This window comes from Microbacterium sp. Leaf351 (assembly GCF_001423825.1).
Taxonomy (GTDB): domain Bacteria; phylum Actinomycetota; class Actinomycetes; order Actinomycetales; family Microbacteriaceae; genus Microbacterium; species Microbacterium ginsengisoli.
Genome location: NZ_LMPK01000012.1, coordinates 64,827 through 66,499, shown reverse-complemented (window position 1 = coordinate 66,499; position 1,673 = coordinate 64,827). Strand labels below are relative to the sequence as shown.

General features: G+C 73.3%; 4 protein-coding genes. All 4 read left to right on the top strand.

Annotation, left to right across the window (positions count from 1 at the left end; genetic code table 11):
• The coding region (locus ASG00_RS17095) for a heavy metal translocating P-type ATPase (protein ID WP_235559171.1) at positions 1-925 on the top strand (925 nt) is incomplete at its 5' end.
• Between the two features lie 25 nt (positions 926-950).
• Positions 951-1,073: a hypothetical protein gene (locus ASG00_RS18685; RefSeq protein ID WP_268768652.1), complete on the top strand. Its 123-nt coding sequence runs from the start codon at positions 951-953 to the stop codon at positions 1,071-1,073.
• Positions 1,070-1,228: a YHS domain-containing protein gene (locus tag ASG00_RS14385; RefSeq protein ID WP_327037316.1), complete on the top strand. Its 159-nt coding sequence runs from the start codon at positions 1,070-1,072 to the stop codon at positions 1,226-1,228. Before ASG00_RS18685 ends, ASG00_RS14385 begins: the two co-directional genes overlap by 4 nt.
• 30 nt (positions 1,229-1,258) lie before the next feature.
• Positions 1,259-1,673: hypothetical protein (locus ASG00_RS15265; protein WP_200930862.1), on the top strand; the 415-nt coding region annotated here is incomplete at its 3' end.

Below are 1,673 nucleotides of genomic sequence, written 5' to 3'. Positions count from 1 at the left end.
CCCCGCCGCAGGGACCGACGAGACGGAGCTGGTGCAGGTCGCCGGGGCGCTCGAGCACGGCTCCGAACACCCCATCGGCCGCGCCATCACCAACGCGGCCAGCGGCCCGCTCGCGGCAGTGGAATCGTTCGCCGCGGTGGCCGGGCAGGGCGTGCAGGGCATCGTCGACGGCCGCCTGGTCGCCGCCGGCCGCGCCTCCTGGATCACCACCCAATGGGCGCTCCCCATCCCCGCCGAGCTCGCCGACACCATCGCGGCGGACGAGGCGGCGGGAGCGACGGTCACGGTGGTGGCGTGGGACGGGCAGGTGCGCGGGGCGATCAGCGTCGCCGACACCATCAAACCCACCAGCCGTGAGGCGGTCACCCGGCTCCGAGAGCTCGGGTTGACCCCGATCCTGCTCACCGGCGACAACCCCGGCGCCGCCCGCGCGATCGCCAACCAGGCCGGGATCGAGGACGTCCGCGCCGGGGTCACCCCACAGGGCAAGCTCGACACCATCCGCGACCTGCAGGCCGCGGGCCGGGTGGTCGCGATGGTCGGCGACGGCGTCAACGACGCCGCAGCCCTCGCCGCCGCCGACCTCGGGATCGCGATGGGCACCGGCACCGACGCGGCCATCACCGCCGCGGACCTGACCATCGTCTCCGGCGACCTGATGCTGGTCCCGGACGCGATCCGGCTGGCCCGCCGCACCCTGGGCACGATCAAGGGGAACCTTTTCTGGGCGTTCGCGTACAACGTCGCCGCGATCCCGGTCGCGATGCTCGCCCTGCTCAACCCCATCCTCGCCGCCGCGGCAATGGCGTTCAGCAGCGTGTTCGTCGTCACCAACAGCCTCCGCCTGCGCCGCTTCCGCCCCCTGCCCACCCCGACCCGTGCCGGCGCCCCCGCCACCCGAGAGCCCGCGCCCGTCCAGGCCTAACCATCGCTCGAGAAGGAGACACACCATGTCCCACGACCACGACCACTCCGGGCACGACCCACGCACGGGCACGACCGTGGAGGACACGAGCATGGTGCGCACGAGCATCACCATCACGAGCCGCCGGCGGGGGCGACGAACCTGGTGACCTGTCCGGTGATGCCCGGCAACCAGGTCGACCCGGCCTGGGCCGAGCAGCGCGGCCTGTTCCGCGACTACCAGGGCAGCCGGTACTGGTTCTGCTGCGCCGAGTGCGGGCCGCTGTTCGACGCCGACCCGGCCCGCTACGCGCACGCCGCCTGACCGGCCAGATAACCCGGTCGGAGATAGAGGGTGGACACGGCGGTCGGGCTGGTGCAGGCGTACCTGCGGGTCAACGGCTACTTCACCGTCGCCGAATACCCCGTGCTGGACGCCACCGGTCCCGGCGGTCCCCGCACCATCACCGACCTGGACATCCTCGCCGTACGGCTGCACCGCGCACCGGGAGCGTCCGGGACCGTCGACGCACCGCTGGACCCGGCCCTGGGCGCCGGGGGCGGAGCGGACATGATCCTCGGCGAGGTCAAGGAAGGCCGCCCGCACCCCAACCCGGCGATGCGGGACCCGGCCGTGCTGGAAGCCGCGTTCACCCGGTTCGGGTGCTGCGCCCCGACCGATGCCGCCCGGCTGGTCGCCGAACTGCTGGAAACGGGACGGACGGTGGCGCCGGAAGGGCACACGATCCGCACGGTCGTGTTCGGCAACC

What these genes read in the sequence shown, in the direction of transcription:
- ASG00_RS18685 (WP_268768652.1), top strand. Translation starts at nt 951, where the DNA reads ATGTCCCACGACCACGACCACTCCGGGCACGACCCACGCACGGGCACG.